The sequence below is a fragment of the Deltaproteobacteria bacterium genome, assembly GCA_016709225.1.
Classification (GTDB): domain Bacteria; phylum Myxococcota_A; class Polyangia; order Nannocystales; family Nannocystaceae; genus Xiheibacterium; species Xiheibacterium phototrophicum.
The window spans coordinates 3,395,975-3,413,444 of record JADJEE010000001.1 but is presented as its reverse complement, the minus strand read 5'-3'; the positions used below and the strand labels follow the sequence as shown (position 1 = coordinate 3,413,444).

The window sequence follows — 17,470 nt, the reverse complement described above, 5'->3', positions numbered from 1 at the left end:
TTGTGCCCGGAGGGCGGTGCGCGGCGCCCATCAGCGGCGTGGGCGTTCGAATCGGAGCACCGCCAGCAGGCCCAGCAAGATCATCGCGCGGGAGTCGAAGAAGTCGCCCGAGAACTGCGCGCCCAGCAGCAGCGCGACGAAGGCCGACAGCTCGAGCGGCGGCGCGCCGAGTGGGCGCCGCAGCACCAGCGCCGCGGGGCCGCGCAGCGCCAGCAGCAGCAGCAGCACACCGATCGCACCGCCCTCGGCCCAGGCCTCGAGCACGATGTTGTGGGGATACACGAAGTAGCCGCGCGCCGGGAACCCGGCCAGGCCGTCGCCATAAATCGGCCCGCGCCAGCCCAGCGCGATCGCGTCGTCGTAGATCTGCGAGCGCCCGCTGTCGTGCTCCTCCTCGAGCGTCAGTCGTACGACCCGCTCGCGGAACATCTCGACCGCCGCGCGGCCAACGTCGGTGAAGGTGGCAGCGATCACCGCCGCGACCAGCAGCACCAGCGCCGCCTGCACGATGCGTGTGGGCTTGAGCCGGTGGGTCCACAGCAGCAGCAGGCTGCCGCTGGTGATCGCCAGCATCGCGCCGCGCGAGCCCGATAGCAGCACGAGCATGCCGGCCACCGACACGCCCACGATCGCCAACGCGCGGGCGCGTCCCCGCAGGATCGCGTCGACGCAGATGAGCCCGAGGATCGCCATGTTGCGGCCGAACACGTTCGGGCCGCCACCCAGCACCGCCAGGCGCGAGTCGGCGTCGGAGTTCGACAGCGCCATCACGGCAAACAGCGCGTAGACGATGGCCAGCGTGCGCCACATCGCGTCGGCGATCTCGTCGACGTCGCTGTTTCGCGACAGCCGCACCAGGCTCATGGCAGCAGCAGCGACGAGGCCGAGCTCGGCGGCCTTGTCGAGCGCCATCGTCAGGTCGGGCGCCCACGCCACCGAGATGGTGAAGTAGACGTAGAACGCAGCCCAGCCCGCCCACGCCGCGCGTGCCCGCAGCGTGAGTGGGCGCAGCGGTCCGGCCGCGGGCGCGAATGCCAGCGCGAGCAGCAGCGCCACCAGCCACAGCCGCGGCTCGAAGGTCATGCTGCTCTGCTCGTTGGCGAGGCGCGCGAAGCTCCAGCGACCAGCGACCAGCAAGCCCGCGAGCAGGGCCCCGGCGGTGGGGGCGACGCGCAGGCCGTTCATGCGGTGGCCTCCATCGCAGCCGCACGTCGACGCAGCGCCAGCGTGGCGGTCACGAGGCCGCACGCCATGCCGATCGCGCTGGCGCTGGCTGCCGCTGCGATGCCTCCGGTCGGTAGCCACGCCGCGCACGCGAGCGCGCAGCCGACGATCGCCGCGAGGTAGCACGTCAGCTGGATCGCGAGTGCACGGGCGGCGGTGAGCGCCAGCATCACTGGCACCATCGCGAAGTGCAGGGTGCCGGCGATCGCGACCACCACCAGGGTGTGGGCCTCGGCCGCCCAAGCGGGGCCGAACACCACGCCAAGCACCGGCGCGCCCAACGACCACGCCAGCGCGACCCCGACCAGGCCCAGCGCGCCGGTTCGCAGCGACATGCGGCGGGTGCGGGCGAGCAGCTCGCGGGCCTGACCGCGTCGCGCGAGCTCGGCCAGGCGCGGGGCCTGGGGGGCCGCGATCGCGAACGCAAACGCGCTGCCGATCGTGACCATGTAGGCCATCGGCGCAAACAAGCCCAGCGATGCGGTGCCGAGCGTGGCCTCGACGAAGTAGCGCGGCAGGTTCTGGTGCAGCGAGTCGAGCAGGAACACGGTGCCGAGCGGCAGGCCCTGCAGCAGCAGTCGCACCGTCGCGTCGCCGCGGGTACCCGGCACCCGGAGCGCGCGCGCGCGAGGCCAGTCGAACAGCGCGAGCGCGGCGATCCACGTCAGCGCCATCGCGGCCATCGCCCACGAGAGGCCCGCGCCCACCGCCAGCGTGATCGCCACCGCGGCGATGCTGCCGACGCCGCGCAGTGTCATCGACTGCCCGAAGCACTCCATGCGACCGCGCCGCTGGAAGACCCCGTGCTGGAGATCCGACAGCGTCTCGGCCGCCTTGGCGACCGCCAGCCACGCGATCGCCCAGCGGGCCTGGCCGTGATGGGCGGCAGCCAGCGCCACGCAGGCCACCAGCGCGAAGGCGGTGGCGACCACGCGCACGATGGCGTAGCTGCGCCAGCTGAAGCGAGCGTCGACGTCGGTGGCGTAGAGCGCCCGCAGCTGCAGGTTGGCGAACACCATCGGCGGGGCTGTGACCGCCAGCGCGAGCGAGAAGTCACCGATGTCGGCGCGACCACCCAGCCGCGTGATCGCGACCAGGAGGCCCAGCTGACACGCGCCGTAGGCCACGCGCCCCAGCAGCGCCCAGCCAGTCTGGCGGGCGCGGCCGGGCTCGTGCTCAGGACGCGACGGCACGGCGGTCGTCGTCGCTGCCTTCGCCATACACGTTCCCGTAGCTGTAGTAGCTGGAGCCGTAGTAGTCCTCGGAGTGACGACGGGTGACGCCGTTGAGCACGAGGCCGCGGTTCACCTGTACGCGCTCCAGCGCCGCGACGGCCTGGCGCAGGCTTGCGCGCTCGACCACACCGGGACGTACGACCATGAGCAGCAGGTCGACGTGCTTCGCGACCACGGTGGTGTCGGGCACGAACGCCGGCGGGCTGTCGAGCAGGACGTAGTCGTACTGCGCGGCCCACTGCGCGAGCAAGCCGTCGAGCAGCGGCGTCATCAGCGACGACAGCGTGTCGGGTAGCTTCGAGCCCGCGCACAGCACATCGACCTCCCACGGGGTCGTCGTGTGCACGAGCTTGCGACCGGCGTCGTCGCCACCGGCGGCGGCGACGAGGTCGCTGTAGCCCGGCGCGCGCAGCTGCTTCCACTGGCGGTGCTGCACCGGCTTGCGCAGGTCGAGGTCGACCACCAGCACCCTCGCGCCCGACTTGCGCAGCGCGACCGCGAGGTTGGCGATGACGGTGCTCTTGCCCTCGCCGGGCTGGCTCGAGGTGATCTGCACCACGCGGCCGCGGCCCGGCGCGCCCGGGGCCAGCGTCACGCTCACACACAGCGCGCGGAAGGCCTCGGCCGCCACGCCGTGCGCCTGGGACCACACGTTGTCGAGGTCGAGTCGCGCCCGCACCGAGCCGCCGTTGCGCTTGGCCTCGGCCTTGGTCTCGTTGTCGCCGCGTCCCAGCTCCGGCACGCTGCCGTACACCGCGACCGGGAACTCGCGCTTGACCGCCTCGACGGTGTGCAGGCGTCGCTGCATCGCGTTCGCCAGCCACACCGCCGCGAATGCGGCCGCCAGCGCGCTCACCAGCCCGGTCGCAGCAAGGCGACCGCGCTTGGGCGTCGCGATGCGATGGGGCAGCGAGGCGGGGTCGACCACGCGCTTGTCGACGGTCGTCGAGGCCTCGACGATCTCGGCCTCGCGGTGACGCTCGAGCAAGAACGTGTAGAGCTTCTGGCTGACCTCGACGTCGCGCATGAGTCGGGCCATCTGCAGGTCCTTGTCGGGGTAGGCGGCCAGGCTCGCGCTGGCGGTCTCCAGCTGCCGCGCAATCTCCCGCTTGCGCGCGCCGAGGTTCTGCTTGGCGCTGCGCAGCAGTCGGCCGACCTCCTTGCGCTGCAGCTCGAGCTGGGCGCCCAGCTCGCGGACCTCTGGGTGGTCGGCGGTCAGCGTCGCGCGGAGCACTGCGTGCTTGGTCTCGCCCTCGGTCAGCGAGGTGATCGCAGCCCCGAGCACCGGGTCGTCGAAGAAGTTCGCGGTAAAATGCGCGCCCTCGCCGTGGCGGTCACGGGACTTGAGGCCCGAGATGACGCTGCCCAGCACGGTCTCCTGCAGCTCGGCTTGGCATTGCTCGGCCTCGAGGGCGGCGGCGTTCTCGATAGTGACCCGAGCCTGGGTATCGAGCTGCACGGCCTTCTCGCGCTCGGCGAAGCTGCGCAGCTGCTCCTCGTCGGCACGCAGCTCTTGCTCGGCCTCCTGCAGCCGCTGATGGATGAACTCCGCCGCCTTCGCGGCGCCCTCGGCCTGCCAGCTGAGGCTCTGCGCGACGTAGCGGGCCATGATCGCGTCGACCACTGCCTGCGCGATGTCGCGATCGGGGTGCGAGAACGAGATCGAGACCAGGTTGGTCAACTGGCGCCGATCACCGATCGCGGCGACCACGAGGTCTGGCATCAGCTTGTCGGCGAGCTCGCCGTCGGGCACCAGGCGCAGATCGATCGCGTCGCCGGCGGTCAGCGGCGCGGCGTCGAAGGCCAGCGTGATGCCGGCGTCGTCGAAGGTCTCGCCCAGGGCGAACTCGTGGTGCGTGCGGGCGTCATCGGGGCCGATGTCGAGCGCGATGTGATCGTCGTCGAGCATGCTCAAGGTGAGCTCGACCGATTCGAACGCGTGGGCCGAGACCTCGGCGACCCGCACCGCCTGCCGCACGGCCGCGAGCTTCTCGCTGGTCGGCGTGCGCCCGCCGAGGCTGACGTGGGGATCGGTGGTGACCTTGCCGGGCTGGTGGGGATCGACCAGCTGCAGACGCAGGTCCTTGAAGACACCGAGCACGAACTCGCGTCGACGAATGATCTCGACCTCGGTCTCGACCTCGGCGGCCCCGCCACCGCCGACCAGCTCGAGCATCGGGTCGATGCCACCCTGGGTCGCGGAGACCTGCAGCACGCCCTGCGCGGTGTAGGTCGGCACCGCGAATGCGGCGTAGAGCCCGATCGGCGTCGCGACCAGGATCATCACCGCGAGCGCGAGCCACCAGCGCTGGCGCAGCAGCATCCACCACGCCGAGAGCATCGACGCCACCGGCGGCGCCGTCGGTGAGGTGGGCTCGGCGGCGCGCACATCCTCGCGATCGAGCCGCGTCAGGCGGCGCACGTTCGAGGAACTCGGGCGATCGTTGTCGTTTCCGTGGCGCATCAGGACCACCAGCCACGTACGGCCGCTGCCGGGCCGCGGCCAGGGGTTCGCGTTGGATTCTCGCGCGACCGGGGAGGGCCTGCGACGACACCGGCGTCACGGGTGGGTGGCCCATCACGGGACCAGCTGGGTTTCGACGGGCGCTGGCGCGGGTCGACCGGTCACCGCATGCAACGCGTCGGGTGTTCGCCGATCGTGTGCGCTGAGCCGAGGGCCCGGGTGGCCGCGGGATCGTGGTGGCTCCCCGTGCTGATGGGCGCGTGTGGCCTCGCGGATCCGCGGCCGCACGCGGTCGCGTCGCCGGTCACCTCGCGCGCGGCCATGCTGCCGCGCTGCGATGCCGGCCCGCGCCCCGCCGCGGTCGCGACCGCGGTGCCGTTCGGGTTGTTCTCGGCCGCGCCGACCGAGTTCCACGCGCTGCGTGCGGCGGGCTTCACGATGGTGGGTCCGTGGTATGTGCCGCCGCCCGATCGCGCGCTGCTCGACGCGGCCCACACCGAGGGGCTCGGCGTGGTCTATCCGCTGGGCTATCCCCACGAGAGCTGGCAGCGTGCCCACACGATCGCGTGGGACGAGGCGCAGACCCGCGCCGAGGTCGGCGCCATGGTCGATGCCGTCGTCGATCATCCTGCCATCGTCGCGTGGTACCTCGGCCCCGAGGAGCTGCGGTATTGGGAGCCTGCCGAGATGGCGTACCTGCGGGTCGCGGCGGCGACGATCCACGCGCGCGATCCACAGCGGCGGCCAGTGCTGTCGTACCAGGCCAACGATCGCGACGCGCAGCAGCTGGCGCCCGTGGTGCGCTGGCTCGACATCGCGGCCAAGGGCACCTACGTCAACTACGCCGGGCATCGCGAGGCCCGTGCGTGGGTCGAGTGGAGCGTCGAGCAGCTCGCCGACGCGAGCGCGCACGGCCAACGGCAGTGGCTGCTGCCCGAGATGTTCGAGGATCCCGCGGGCGCGACCGATGACGACATCGCGGCGTGGGTCCGCCACGACGTGCTCGCGGGGCTGGTCGCGGGTGCCGACGGCGTGCTGGTGTACTCGGGCTGGCGACGGCCGGGCTTCACCCGCTACGACGCCTATCTCGATGCCTACCGCGGGGTCGCGACCGCGCTGGGCGAGCACGGCCTGGGCGCAGCGCTGCTGCATGCTCGACGCTGCAGCTCGCGACAGCTGCGGATCGTCGACGGGCCGAGCGAGGTCCAGTTCGTCGCGGCCGGGCGCGCACAGACCCGCGCGAGCGTGCACCACGTCGAACTCGTCGACGCCGACGGTCACTGGGACGTGCTCGTGAACGGTACCGCCGACACGATCACCGTCGAACTCACGCCGCCCCCCGGCGGAGCTTGGGTGTACGGCGAGGCGATCATCGACGGCGCGCGACTGCGCCTGTCGCCGTGGGCCGTCGCCGCGACCCACGAGCCGTGAGCTCGCGGGGCCGTCAGCCGCTGGGCTGCACCAGCATCGAGGTGCCCGACGGCGAGACGATCGAGATCACCAAGGTCGTCGCGGCGACGCCATCGCGCGTGGTCGTATGGCACTCGAGATCGACGGGCTGCGTGCCGTCGGGGCTGCCCGCGGTGTACTCGAGGCCGCTGTCGTCGGCGTGGAAGCGGCGATTGGAGCCGGGGCGATCGGTGATGCCCGGCAGCTCGCCGAGGTGTGTGCGGATCCACGCGCAAGTGTCGGCGAGCTTCGAGACCACCTCGATGCGCCGCAGCCTCGCGGTGCCGGCCGCGTCGGGCACGAACCACGCCTCGCCCGAGACCACGTCGCCCTTGGCCGCCAGCGCGACGCGGACGGCCGGTGCATCGTCGAACCGCACCTTCGCGGTGCCGCCGAGGGTGGTGTCGGCATCGACCGGTCCGATGGCGAACTTCGCGGTGACCTCGGCCTGCGTCGCGAGGCCCGGTACTTGCCCCTGCAGTACCGGTGGGATGCGCTCGGCGTCGAGCTTGGGCTCGTACACCGTCGCAGGCGCGGCGGTGGCCGTGTGCGCGGGCGCGGCGTCCTGCGGGCTGTCGCACGCCGACAGCGCGAGCACGAATACCGCCGACCACCAGCTGCGGGAGGAGCTTCGCTTCATGGCGTGAGGGTAGACGCCGCGCACCCCGCTTCGATCACGACCGCTTCGCGCCTGCGCCGAGCCAGCCCACGAGCGTGTGGGCGGCCGCGGCTGCGAGGGCTAGTACCTCGACACAGGGATTGTGACGGGCCATAACACCGCCCTGACCGCGCCTCGCTGCGTTGCCGCACCTTGAAATACGCCCGGTATTCCGGCGGCACGGCGCCTTGCGGAGTCGCGGCCATGACGGCGTTCTGACCCATCACTATCGCTGTGTCGAGGTACTAGTGCGTATCAGGCTCGCACGTAGGCGAAGTCGAGATCCTGGCCGCCGAGGCCGTGGCTGGGCGGGCGGATCCAGTTGGCGTACTTGCCCGGCTCGGTGACCGGCTGCATGAGCGCGCGGAGCTCCGCGGAGTCGGCCGGCGACAGCAGCCACGCGTCGCGGTTGCGCGCGAACGTCTCCGCGTCGACCAGCGCGCCCGTGGGGTCGAAGCTGTGACCCGCGTAGAGTCCCTGCCGGCGGTTGAAACGGCGGTGGGGCAGCACCACGCGCAGTGGCGAACCCATCGCCTCGAGACGGCGGTTCCACTTGCGGACCGCGCGCTCACAGTCGGCGATGTAGTCGTCGCGCAGCACCTCGTTCATGGCGTTGCGCAGCGGCACGTCGATCTCGTCGAGCTGGCCGCCCTCGACCACGGCCATGCGGTAGTGCCCCTGCGCGGCGCGGTGGTCGGCGTAGCGCTCGCGCTCGTGGAAGCGCCCCTTGAGACCGGCCGCGAAGTAGTTGGCGGCGTTGCTCGAGATCTCGCTGCCGAACAGATCGAGGCAGCTCGAGAACCACGTGTTGACGGCACGCTGGATGATGTCGAAGGCGATGCCGCCCTGGGCCCGCGCGTCGCCGTTGGGGTCCTGCATCGAGAGCTCGGCGGTGCGCAGGATGATGCGCTCGAGCCCGGTCTCACCCACGAAGAGATGGAAGGCCTCCTCGGTCAGCATGAACTCGCAGCTGCGAGCCAACGGATCGAAGCCGCTCTCGCGCAGCGCGGCCAGCTGGAACTTGCCGTCGCGGTCGGTGAACATCGTGAAGGCGAAGAAGCTGAGCCAGTGCTCGCACGGGTCGTTGAAGGTGCCCAGCACACGGGGCTTGTCGGGGTTGCCCGAGCGGCGCTCGAGCAGCTCGTCGGCCTCGTCGCGGCCGTCGACGCCGAAGTACTTGTGCAGCAGATAGACCATCGCCCACAGATGGCGGCCTTCCTCGACGTTGACCTGGAAGAGGTTGCGCATGTCGTAGAGGCTCGGCGCCGAGGCACCGAGCAGGCGCTGCTGCTCGACGCTGGCGGGCTCGGTGTCGGCCTGCGTCACGATGATGCGACGCAGCGCGTTGCGGTGCTCGCCGGGGACCTCGCGCCACGCCGGTGCGCCGGCGGTGTCACCCGCGGGCACGCGCGCGTCGTCGTGGGGCGTGCCGAGGAACACGCCCCAGCGGTACTCGGGCATCTTCACGTAGCCGAAGTTGGCCCAGCCCTCGGCGCCCACGTCGATCGCGGTGCGCAGGTAGATGTCGTGGCCGGCGAACTGCGACGGCCCCATCTCGTGCCACCAATCGAGGTACTTGGGCTGCCAGTGTTCGAGGGCCCGGCGGATCTTGGGATCGTCGGCCAGCCCGACGTTGTTGGGGATGCGCGCGTTGAGATCGACGGTCGCCATGCCACGCCAGCGTGCCGCCGCGACCGGTGGGGAAACCAGTGCAGCGATTTCGGCGCGGCTCGGCGTTCGTGATCGGCCGCATGCAATCGTTGCCGAGCGGACGGTGGCGTGTGGGCTCGCACCGGCGTTGGATCACGCGGGCGCGCGTCCGTCGACGCCCTCGGCCCGCCGCGTGAGGCTGTGGTCGTGGTCGGGCGCACGGACGCCGAAGCGGGATCCGCCACGCGAGGGCGGCGCGTTAGAGCATCGCCGAGACCAGGTCGGCGCGGCCGAGGTGCACCGCGATCGCATTGGCGATCGCTGCGTCCTCGTCGAGCCCACCGATCGCGAGGTCGCTGTCGCCGTCGTCTTCGGTCACGAAGTAGCGCGACGCGGCCTGGATCTGCTGACGCACGTGGCCGGGGGTGCCGGGCTGCACGGCGTCGAGCAGCGCCTCGCAGATGCGGGCGATGTCGCGGGCCAGCGCGTCGTCGACGTAGGGGTTCGCGGCCGCGGCGGCCTCGATGCGTGCGACGTGGCCGCGGATCTGCGCGCGCAATGTCTCGTCGTCGAGGCGCGGCTCGGCCAGCAGCCGCGCGAAGACCTCGCGCGCGACCGGCGGGATGCCGGCGATGGCCTCGTCGGCCGCGGGGATGCGCAGCTTGGGTACGCGTCGCGCCGCAGGGCCCTCGGCCAGCCACTGCGTGCGCGACTTGGTGAAGCACAGGGTCTCGGGCTCGCGTGGGGCGGCCGGGGTGAAGGCGAGCTTGTGCAGCACGCGAATCGACGGCTCGAGCTCGGCCAGGGTCTGTGCGAAGACCTCGGTGACGTCGTCGTGCTCGAACGCCCAGTCGACCAGCGCCGACGCGGCCTCGGTCGCGAAGCCGCGTCGCTGTTGATCGTCGACGATGCTGTAGCCGAGCTCGACGGCGCCGTGCTGCGGCGGGCCCTTGAGGCCGACGGTGCCGATCAGCGACGGCCGACCTTCGGGCCCGTGGTGGAGCACGACGTAGCGCATCCACCAGCCCAGCTGCGCGGGGCCGCGGTGGAGCGCATCGAGGGTGTAGCGCAGCGCGCCCTCGTCGAGCTCCCGCGGCGGCCAGCTGGCGGGGATGTCGGCCGCAAGCAGACCGCCGAGCTTGCTCGTGCCCTTGGCGAGGTCCTCGAGCGCGACCAGCACGTGCTGCGCCGTCGCGGTGACGAGGTCGAGTCGGGCGGTCCTCAGGCGTCGTGCGGTCATGCGTCTCGGGTCCGCTTCGCGCGGCGCGGCCACCAAGCGTACTGCATGGGCGGCGGGCCTGCCCACCCGCCCGCGGGGCGCTCGCGCAATCGCGGCCGGCTGCGACGAGCGAGACCCCTTGCGGGGTCGGGCGGCTAGCCGAGCGCGAACACCAGGAAGTCGGTCACACCGACGTCGCGGCCGAGCTGCTTCAACAGGGTCGTGACCTGGCCGCGGTGGTGGGTCTGGTGGTTGAAGAGATGCGAGATGGCGATCCACAGCGCGTGCTCGCGGGTGGTGCCGGCCATGTTGGTGTAGCGCAGCGTCGCGCCGAGGACCTCGTCGTCGAGATCCTCGATCCAGGCGAGGATGACCTGATCGAGCGCGACCCGCTCGCGGCGCAGCGTGTCGAAGGCAGGCGTGCTCCCCGGCGCCAGGCCCTGCACGCCATACTCCAGCTCGGCCTCCTCCAGCGCGGGGAAGTCGAAGCCCGCCGTGCGGAAGCGGGACAACCAGATGCGATCGGCCTGCAGGATGTGGTGGAGGGTCCGGTCGACCGAGCCGAAGAACGCGCCGAGATCGCGGCTGCGCTCGTCGTCGCCGAGCTCGGCGACGACGTCGTAGAGCTGGCGATTGAAGCGTTCGTTGTAGCGGGCGAAGGCGCGGTAGTGGTCGATGAGAGAGGGGCTCGTCGGCATCGCGGGCGCGATCATGCCCGGAATCCCATGCCGTCGCCCGCCCGCGGCGCCGCGGGCCGCGACGCCGGTGCCCAGGCGAGCTGGGTGGGAGCGCGACGCGATCGCCATGGCAGGCGCGCCACGGTCACGGGAATCCCAGCGCATTCGGCTGGTACACAACCCGCAGCGTCGCGGTCGTCCGCCCACGATGACTGCCGCCTCGCCCGATCGTGCCCGAAGGTCCCATTCCTGGCCGCTCGCATGCGTGGTGGCGCTCGCGGCCTGTGACGGTGAGCCCGCGATTGGCGACGAGATCGACCGCACGATCGACTTCGCGGTGACCGCCGTCGATGGCCCCGTGCTGCACTCGCCCTACGTCCGCGGCGCCGACTTCGAGGTCCGTGCCTGGGCCGGCGGCTCCGACATCGCGCTGTCGGACTGCGTGCTGGCCTCGAGCGATCCCGAGGTGCTGCGGGTCGAGGCCAACGACGACGGCGATGGCACCCACGCCCATGCCTACGCCGTCGGTCAGGGTGCGGCCAGCTTGCTGCTGCTGGACGGCGATGGCGACGTGGTCGCCAGTCGCGAGGTCGAGGTCCGCATGCCGACGCGGGTGGTGCTGCGCGCCGCCGCGCCGCTCATGCTCGATCGCCCCGACGTCCCCAGCGAGGTCGAGGACGTGCAGCTGGTCCGCGACGGCGAGGCGGTGTTCCAGGTCGAGTACTTCGATGGCGTCACGCGCTTGCACGGCAGCGGCGCGCTCGGGGTCAGCGCCCACGACGGACTCGGCGCGAGCGTGACCCGCGAGCACCTCGCGGAGGACCGCGACTGGTTGTGGTTGCAGGGCACCGTGCTCGGCCGTCGCGAGGTCACGCTCAGCGCGGGCGGAGACGAGTTCGCGACCGTTGCCGGCAACGTCGTCGAGGCCTCGGCGATCGTCGAGGTCGATCTGTTCGGCCAGGACGAGTCGCACGCGGCCGTCGACGCACCGCTCGTGGTCATCGCGCGTGCAAGCGACGTCGCGGCGCGTCCGGTGTGGGGCGCGGCGTTCGACTGGACGCTCGCCGGCGGCGAGGTCGAGGCCGAGGGCGATCTCTTTCGCTACGCGTACGCGCCGGGCGACGAGCACCCGCTCGAGGTCGCGATCGACGACAAGGGCGGCACCATGCGCATCTCCGCTGGCGAGGCTGCGCTCGCGGGTCCATCGCTCGGCTGTGCCGTCGATGGTCGCGGTGCGCCGACCCGCCGCGGTGCCCTGGCGCTCGCGCTGGGTGTGCTCGTGGCCGCCCGCGTGGGCCGCCGTCGTCGGGCGCCGCGCGATCCTTGAATTGCGGCGCATCGCCGTCGACGAGCCCGGCCTCGCGCGGGCGTCCGGGGGGCGCCCGCGATGCTTGCGGCGAGCCCGGGTTGCCCGCCAGACTCTGGCCTGTCCGTGAGCCTTTCGCGCACCCACGTGCCCGAGCCGACCGAGCGGCTCGGCGACAGCACCGAGGACGGCGAAGGCGATCGGCCGGTGATGGTCGAGCCGCCGCGCCGCGGCCAGTCGATCGGTCGCTACGTGGTGCTCGACCGCGTCGGTGCCGGCGCCACCGGCATCGTGTTCGCGGCCTACGATCCCGATCTCGATCGCCGGGTCGCGATCAAGCTGCTGCGCCAGCGCCAGATCGGCGACGACGCCCGCATGATGCGCGAGGCCCAGGCGGTCGCGAAGGTGGTGCATCCCAACGTGGTCGGCGTGCACGATGTCGGCATCTGGCGCGACGGCGTGTTCGTGGCGATGGAGTTCGTCGAGGGCGAGAGCCTGGCGCACTGGCTGCAGGGTGGGCCGCGTGGCTTCGAGCCGGTGATGTCGGCATTCGTCCAGGCCGGGCGTGGACTGGCGGCCGCCCACGAGGTCGGCATCGTGCACCGCGACTTCAAGCCCGACAACGTGCTGGTCGGTCGCGATGGTCGCGTGCGGGTGGCGGACTTCGGGCTCGCGCGCGCGGCCGAGCCGCGCAGCGTCGACGACACGGTGCCGACGCCGCTGACCCACTCGGGATCGCTGCAGCTCAATCTGACGGCGCCGGGCACCCTGGTCGGAACCCCGGCGTACATGGCACCCGAGCAGCACCTGCGGCGTACGTGCACGGCCGCAAGTGATCAGTTCTCGTTCTGCGTCGCGCTGTGGGAGGCGCTGTTCGGCGAGCGTCCGTTCGGCGGTGAGAGCCTCGCGCTGCTGGCGGTCAACGTCATCGAGGGCAACGTCCGCACCCCGACGGAGGGCGGCGCGGTGCCGCGGCGCACCCGCGAGGTGTTGATGCGCGGGCTGTCACCCGATCCGAGCGCGCGCCATCCCTCGATGCACCAGTTGCTGGCGCGACTGGAGGAGACGCTGCCGCGACGTCACCGACGCTGGTGGACGGTCGGCCTGCTCGCGCTCGGTATCGGGGCCGGCTTCGCCGCCGCGCGCATGTCGAGCGCACCGACGACGTCCGAGTGCTCCGCTGCGACCTCGCCCGTCGCGGCGGTGTGGGATGGCTCGCAGGCGGCTGCGATCGAGCAGGCGTTCGCGAAGGCGACCCAAGAGGACTGGGCGCCGGTGACCGCCCGCACCATCACGTCGCAGCTGGGCGATCATGCCGAGCGCTTCACCGCGCAGTGGACCGAGCTGTGCGAGGCGCAGCGCGACGCGGGCGGCGAGGCCCCGCCCGCGGTCGCACAGCGCCTCGCGTGCATGGAGGACCGCCAGCGCGAGTTCGCGGCGGTGGTCGAGCTGATGCTGGCGGTCGATGCCAACACCGCGGCCAACGCGGTCGACGTGCTCACGGGGCTGCGCGAGATCGAGTACTGCACCGCCGACGAGGCGCTGCGTCAGCGCAGCGCGGTGCCGCCGACGGCGTTGATGCCCGAGGTCGCGGTCGTGCGCGAGGGCATCGAGCGGGCCGCGGCGCTGCGCCGCGGCGGCAATCACCAGCGCAGCGACGCGCTGCTCGACGAGCTGCGGGGCCGGGCCACCGACATCGGCTGGCCGCACATCGAGCTCGAGGTCGAGGCGGCGATCATGGGCGGAACCGGCAGCGGCGCCGAGCTCGAGCTGTCGCGGCTGCGCACGGGCTTCGATCGCGCGCTCGCGACCAACGACCCCGGGCTCGCATCGCGGTTTGCGCTCGCGCTCGGATGGGAGCACGGCTATCGGCGGCACGAGTTCTCGGTGGGCCGCGAGTGGATCGCGACCGGTAGGGCGCTGCGCGACGCCGCCGGCGGCGACTGGCTGCTGGGCGTGACCGCGCTGAACAACCTCGCGGTGATCGAGTCGGTCGAGGGCAACAGCGATCGCGCCGGCACGCTGTTCGACGAGGCGATCGCGCTGGCGACGGCGCACGATCGCAACGGCAACCGCGTCGCGCAGCTGCGCGAGAACCTCGCCAGCTACGAGGCCGCGCGGGGCAACCATGCCTCCGCGCGGGTGTTGCTGGTGGAGCTGCTGGCGCGCAGTCGCGAGCAGCTCGGCAACAACCACCCGCGCACCCACGAGATCCTCACCAACCTCGGCGTGGTCGATCTGCGCATGGGGAACTGCGCGTCCGCCCAGACCTACCTCGACGACGCCGCCCGCATCGGCGACGGCCGCGACGTCGACGCGCAGACCCGGGCGCAGGTGGTCGCGGCGCTCGCGAGTCTCGCCGCCGCGAGCGGCCGCACCGATGCCGAGTTGGTGCACCTGCGCGAGGCCCTGCGCCTGAGCGAGCGCGACGCGCGGCGACCGGCCGCAACGCTGCTGCGCCGTGCGGAGCTGGTGCTCGCGCTGCTGGCCGACCCGAGCCGTCACCGCGCCGAGATCCTCGAGGGCATCGCGGCGCTCGACGAGCCTGGCCTCGAGCCGAGCTACGTCAGCGAACCAATCCTCGCCCGTGCGGCGCGTGGGGCCGCGGCGGGCACCATGGGCGAGCTCGCGATCCTGCGCGCCGAGGCGGCCGCGCTCGGGAGCGCCGAGGCCATCGAGCGAGCGGTCGTCCACATCCAGCTGCTCGCGTTCGCGGTGCAGGCCTGGGCCGCCCATGTCGATGGCGACGCGGCGCGCAGGTCGGCGGCGATCGATCGCCTGGTGGCGGTCGATCTCACGCGGACCCGCGAGCCGGCGGCGGTCACGGGCACCGCGGTGCAGGTCGCGAAGCTGTGGCGGTCGTTCGCGCCGCAGGACGAACGCCTGGCGCCGTGGGTCGAGCGCGTACGCGCCGAGGCCGGCGCCCACGGCGGGCGCGACGGCTGCTTCGCGCGATGGGTCGACCGCGAGCTCGGCCGATCGCCACAGTGAGCCGCGCCGCGCTGCTACCATCTCGGCGCCACGTGATGGAGACCTGGCGGCAGCTGCTCGGAGTGTTCGTCGCCGGCGGGGTCGGGGCTTGCCTGCGCGTCGTGATCGCGACGGCGATCGACGAGCGTGGTGATCGGATCCCACTGGGCACGTGGGCGGTGAACCTGCTCGGCTGCCTCGCGATCGGCATCCTCGCCGCATGGGTGCCCCGCGGCCCGTGGCGGACGATCGCGATCGGTGGCCTGCTGGGCGGCTTCACCACCTACAGCTCGTTCGCGCTGCTGTCGTGGGAGCTCACGCGCGACGATCGGCTCGGCGCCGCGGCGTTGCTGGTCGCCGGGCACGTCGTCGGTGGCCTCGTCGCGGTCGCGATCGGGGCGTGGCTGGGCGGGCTGCTCCAGCCCAGCACGTGAGCGTCACATCGAGATCGAGCCCTTGCGGAAGTCACTCGATGCCAGGTGCACGTTGACCAACACCGGCGTGTGCGCTCCGGCCAGCGCCTTGGCGCGCGCCAGCGTGTCGTCGATCGCCGCGGCGTCGCGCAGCTCGAGCCCGGCGCCGCCGAAGCCCTCGGCGACCTTCTCGTAGGCGGTGCGCCGCAGCACCGTGCCGATGTCGTCGCCCAGCAGCGTGACCTGGTCGCGGGCGATCTGCGCCCAGCTGGCGTCGTTGCCGACCACCGCGATGATGCCGAGGCCGTGGCGAACGAAGGTGTCGAACTCGGCCAGGCCGTAGCCCGCGGAGCCATCGCCCCACAGCAGCCAGACCTCGGCGTCCGGGCGCACCAGCTTGGCACCGATGGCGAAGCCGGCACCGACACCGAGCGTGCCGAAGACCCCGGGATCGAGCCACGACAGCGGCCCGCGCGGTGCCGTGGTGTACGACGCAGTCGCGACGAAGTCGCCACCGTCGGCCACGAGCACCGAGTCGTCGGCGAGCACGCGATCCATCGTGGCGAACAAGCGCAAGGGCGGCACCAGCTCGGCGGTCGCGGTGGCCTGTTGCTCGATCTCCTGCTCGCGCTCGCGATCGCGGGTGCGCAGGCGGTCCTTCCACGGCGCGAGCACGTCGCGACCGGCATCGAGCTCGCGCGCGAGCGACAGCAGCGACTCGCAGGGATCCGCGATGATTGCCTGGGTCGGTCGGCGGTTCTTGCGGGCGTCGGACTCGCTGCGGTTGAGTGCGACGATCTTGGCCTTGCGCCCGATGTGCAGCCCGTAGTTCAGGCGGAAGTCGTTGGGCACCCCGGCGAGCACGACCACGTCGGCCTCGCGCAGCGCGGCGGTGCGCTTGTGGCGATACAGCAGAGGATGGCGGGCGCCGAGCAGGCCGCGCGCCATGCCCGAGAGGTAGACCGGCGCGCCGATGCGCTCGAGTGCGTCGCGCAGCCGCGCGGTCTCCTGGGGTCCACGCACGGTGGCCTGGCTGCCCACCACGATCACGGGTCGCTCGGCCCCCTGCAGCAGCTTGGCGGCCCTCGCGATCGCGTGGGGGAACGCGGTCGGTAGCTCCGGCACCACGCGCGCGCGGGCGACGGCCTTGCCGGCGCCGGCGAACACCCGCGCCAGGTGGGCCCGCAGGTACAGCTGCAGCGCCATGTCGGGCAGGCTCTTCGCCTCCGACGCTGCCTTGGCGCCGATCATCTCGCGCACGGTGGCTTCGTCGTAGAGCAGATCGACCGGGCACTCGACGAACACCGGCCCCGGCACGCCCGACAGCGCCGCCTCGAACGCGCGCTCGAGCGTGGGTACCAAGTCCTTCACACGCCCGACGCTCTCGCACAGCTTCACGTGGGGGGCGAACAGCGCCATCTGATCGATGTCCTGCAGCGCGCCACGGCCCCGCAGGATCGTCGCGGTCGCGCCGCCCAGCAGCACCACCGGCGACTGCGCCAGCTGAGCGTTCTTGATCGCCGTGATGGTGTTGGTCACACCCGGGCCGGCCGTCACCGCCGCGACGCCGGGCACTCCGGTGAGCCGTGCGACGGCGTCGGCGGCGAACACCGCGGTGGCCTCGTGGCGCACGTCGATCACGCGGATGCCCTGGGCCTTGGCGCCGGTGAGGATCGGCGAGATGTGTCCGCCGCACAGCGTGAACAGGAACTCGACGCCTTGGCGTGCGAGCACCGACGCGATCAGATCACCGCCGTGCATCGTCGCCTCCGTCCTGGGCCAGCACGTGGCGCGGCGGCACGAAGCAGGTCATCCGCGCCTGCATGACGACGCGCTCGTCGCAGCGGACTTCGACGTCGACGATGTGCTTCTTGCCCGCGACCTCGGTGCGCGTGGCGGTCGCGCGGACGCGATCGCCGACCCGCACCGGCGCGAGGAACTTGCTCTCGGCGGCGCCGAGCACCACCGTGGGTTCGTCGATCGCCAGCATCGCGGCATGATCGGCCAGGCCGAACACGAAGCCGCCGTGCACGAGGCCGCTGTCATCGGCGCGCATGCGCGGCGTCGCGACGAACTCGACGAGGGCGGTCCCGGGCGACAGCAACACCGGCGTGCCGCAGAGCTCGGCATCGAGCAACGCGTGGGTTTGGGGCATCGCGCGCACGATACCAAGGCCGCGCGCCCCCGCGCCGCGCGCACGACCAC

At 72.3% G+C, this 17,470-nt stretch carries 13 protein-coding genes; 4 read left to right on the top strand and 9 right to left on the bottom strand.

Going from position 1 to position 17,470, the window contains the following annotated elements; genetic code table 11:
- Positions 1-30: 30 nt before the first annotated feature.
- The 3 genes from IPH07_13970 to IPH07_13960 are packed head-to-tail and all read right to left on the bottom strand — an operon-like array spanning position 31 to position 4,923.
- Entirely contained in the window at positions 31-1,185 is a 1,155-nt protein-coding gene (locus IPH07_13970) for an O-antigen ligase family protein (GenBank protein ID MBK6918499.1), read from the bottom strand.
- Positions 1,182-2,417: a lipopolysaccharide biosynthesis protein gene (locus IPH07_13965; GenBank protein ID MBK6918498.1), complete on the bottom strand. Its 1,236-nt coding sequence runs from the start codon at positions 2,415-2,417 to the stop codon at positions 1,182-1,184. The genes IPH07_13970 and IPH07_13965 overlap by 4 nt, the downstream gene beginning before the upstream one ends.
- Positions 2,401-4,923, bottom strand: a complete 2,523-nt coding sequence (locus IPH07_13960) for an AAA family ATPase (protein MBK6918497.1) — start codon at positions 4,921-4,923, stop codon at positions 2,401-2,403. The genes IPH07_13965 and IPH07_13960 overlap by 17 nt, the downstream gene beginning before the upstream one ends.
- A 219-nt stretch (positions 4,924-5,142) precedes the next feature.
- On the opposite strand from IPH07_13960, the gene IPH07_13955 reads away from it, so the two are divergent.
- A complete protein-coding gene (locus IPH07_13955) occupies positions 5,143-6,354 on the top strand; it encodes a hypothetical protein (protein ID MBK6918496.1) in 1,212 nt (403 codons plus the stop codon).
- Between the two features lie 13 nt (positions 6,355-6,367).
- Here the strand turns inward: IPH07_13955 and IPH07_13950 are convergent, their stop codons facing one another.
- From IPH07_13950 to IPH07_13935, 4 genes are all read right to left on the bottom strand, one after another.
- On the bottom strand, positions 6,368-7,012 hold the full coding sequence (locus IPH07_13950) for a hypothetical protein (protein ID MBK6918495.1): 645 nt from the start codon (positions 7,010-7,012) through the stop codon (positions 6,368-6,370).
- Positions 7,013-7,285: 273 nt separating this feature from the next.
- Complete coding sequence (boxB, locus tag IPH07_13945; protein ID MBK6918494.1) at positions 7,286-8,701, bottom strand: benzoyl-CoA 2,3-epoxidase subunit BoxB; 1,416 nt, start codon at positions 8,699-8,701, stop codon at positions 7,286-7,288.
- Positions 8,702-8,939: 238 nt separating this feature from the next.
- The gene (locus IPH07_13940) at positions 8,940-9,920 is read right to left on the bottom strand and encodes a GNAT family N-acetyltransferase (protein MBK6918493.1); all 981 of its coding nucleotides are present in this window, start codon (positions 9,918-9,920) and stop codon (positions 8,940-8,942) included.
- A 134-nt stretch (positions 9,921-10,054) separates the two neighbouring features.
- Positions 10,055-10,597: a DinB family protein gene (locus IPH07_13935; GenBank protein ID MBK6918492.1), complete on the bottom strand. Its 543-nt coding sequence runs from the start codon at positions 10,595-10,597 to the stop codon at positions 10,055-10,057.
- Between the two features lie 244 nt (positions 10,598-10,841).
- Here IPH07_13935 and IPH07_13930 point away from each other — a divergent pair, with 244 nt between their 5' ends.
- The 3 genes from IPH07_13930 (at position 10,842) to IPH07_13920 (ending at position 15,286) form a co-directional block, all read left to right on the top strand.
- Positions 10,842-11,903, top strand: a complete 1,062-nt coding sequence (locus IPH07_13930; GenBank protein ID MBK6918491.1) for a hypothetical protein — start codon at positions 10,842-10,844, stop codon at positions 11,901-11,903.
- A gap of 105 nt (positions 11,904-12,008) precedes the next feature.
- Positions 12,009-14,873 carry a serine/threonine protein kinase gene (locus tag IPH07_13925; protein MBK6918490.1) on the top strand — a complete coding sequence of 955 codons (2,865 nt, stop codon included), beginning with the start codon at positions 12,009-12,011 and terminating at the stop codon, positions 14,871-14,873.
- Between the two features lie 32 nt (positions 14,874-14,905).
- Complete coding sequence (locus tag IPH07_13920; protein ID MBK6918489.1) at positions 14,906-15,286, top strand: CrcB family protein; 381 nt, start codon at positions 14,906-14,908, stop codon at positions 15,284-15,286.
- A 3-nt stretch (positions 15,287-15,289) separates the two neighbouring features.
- Here IPH07_13920 and IPH07_13915 read toward each other — a convergent pair whose 3' ends face one another.
- Together IPH07_13915 and IPH07_13910 are read right to left on the bottom strand one after the other, a co-directional pair.
- Entirely contained in the window at positions 15,290-17,026 is a 1,737-nt protein-coding gene (locus tag IPH07_13915) for a thiamine pyrophosphate-binding protein (protein MBK6918488.1), read from the bottom strand.
- On the bottom strand, positions 17,013-17,420 hold the full coding sequence (locus tag IPH07_13910; GenBank protein MBK6918487.1) for a PaaI family thioesterase: 408 nt from the start codon (positions 17,418-17,420) through the stop codon (positions 17,013-17,015). Before IPH07_13910 ends, IPH07_13915 begins: the two co-directional genes overlap by 14 nt.
- Positions 17,421-17,470: the final 50 nt, after the last annotated feature.

What these genes read in the sequence shown, in the direction of transcription:
- IPH07_13960 (MBK6918497.1), bottom strand. Translation starts at nt 4,923, where the DNA reads ATGCGCCACGGAAACGACAACGATCGCCCGAGTTCCTCGAACGTGCGC.
- IPH07_13935 (MBK6918492.1), bottom strand. Translation starts at nt 10,597, where the DNA reads ATGCCGACGAGCCCCTCTCTCATCGACCACTACCGCGCCTTCGCCCGC.
- IPH07_13970 (MBK6918499.1), bottom strand. Translation starts at nt 1,185, where the DNA reads ATGAACGGCCTGCGCGTCGCCCCCACCGCCGGGGCCCTGCTCGCGGGC.
- IPH07_13915 (MBK6918488.1), bottom strand. Translation starts at nt 17,026, where the DNA reads ATGCACGGCGGTGATCTGATCGCGTCGGTGCTCGCACGCCAAGGCGTC.
- IPH07_13910 (MBK6918487.1), bottom strand. Translation starts at nt 17,420, where the DNA reads ATGCCCCAAACCCACGCGTTGCTCGATGCCGAGCTCTGCGGCACGCCG.
- IPH07_13950 (MBK6918495.1), bottom strand. Translation starts at nt 7,012, where the DNA reads ATGAAGCGAAGCTCCTCCCGCAGCTGGTGGTCGGCGGTATTCGTGCTC.
- IPH07_13940 (MBK6918493.1), bottom strand. Translation starts at nt 9,920, where the DNA reads ATGACCGCACGACGCCTGAGGACCGCCCGACTCGACCTCGTCACCGCG.
- boxB (MBK6918494.1), bottom strand. Translation starts at nt 8,701, where the DNA reads ATGGCGACCGTCGATCTCAACGCGCGCATCCCCAACAACGTCGGGCTG.